Raw genomic sequence first — 880 nt, forward strand, 5'->3', positions numbered from 1 at the left:
AACTCTGGGCCCGTCGGGACCGGTCGCTGAAGCGTCGCATGTTTGCGCTCACAAGCCCCATGTGAGGACATCCACGGGCGATCCGGTGCACGCGGGGAGACGATCATGCACGGTGGGCGTGGATCTCGTCACCGACGCGGATCATGCCACCACCCTGGGGTCGGCCGTCGTCCGACGGCGCCCAGCCGGGCAGGAGCAGGCGTCCGAGGGTCGGCTCCTGCTGGGCGAAGGCGCTCGTGAGGGTGGTGAGCACCTTGGCATCCCGCACGCCCGTGTCCGGGTTCGCGTGGGTCGCGAGGCAGCGCACGATGGGGCCGGCGGCCTGGAAGGCGACGTCGCCGACGCGCACCTGGCCGGTCCACTCGAGCTCGCTCCAGGGAGAGGCGTCGTCGATCACCACGTTGGAGCGGAAGCGTCGGTCGTCGACGTTCGTCCCGAGGGCTTCCCCCAACGCGCGAACGCTGGCTCGGCCGTGAATCGAGACGTAGCCCCGCGGGCGGTCCTGGAAGCGCGATGTCTCCCCGTCACCGACGAGCACGAGCGGGAGGCGGCCGGGGCGTCGCAGCCGACGGCCCTCCGAGGTCGCGAGGACGAAGTCGGTGACGGCATCGGTCAGCTCGCGCCGTCCGCCGTCGTCGAGGGTCGCCTCGACGAGCACCGAGCCGGCGTGTTCGATGCGGATGCGTCGGGTCTCGTCGTCATAGCTCGTGCGCAGGGCGGCGAGCGCGGGAAAGTCCTGGAGGGCGAGCCCCTTGGCCTTGGGCCAGTAGTCGAAGCCGTCGCGGTCCTCCGGCTCGGCGGCATCCGCGAACCGGAAGGCGAGCACGCGATCGCCGGTGATCCGGCCGTCGGGCTGCACGGTCAGGGAGTCCAGACGCTC

The 880-nt window shown here is 71.5% G+C and carries 1 protein-coding gene; it reads right to left on the reverse strand.

Annotation, left to right across the window (positions count from 1 at the left end; translation table 11 throughout):
• Positions 1-103: 103 nt before the first annotated feature.
• A partial coding sequence (locus tag L687_RS40105; RefSeq protein WP_021201494.1) for an MOSC domain-containing protein occupies positions 104-880 on the reverse strand: 777 nt, incomplete at its 5' end.

This window comes from Microbacterium maritypicum MF109, assembly GCF_000455825.1.
GTDB lineage: Bacteria > Actinomycetota > Actinomycetes > Actinomycetales > Microbacteriaceae > Microbacterium > Microbacterium maritypicum_A.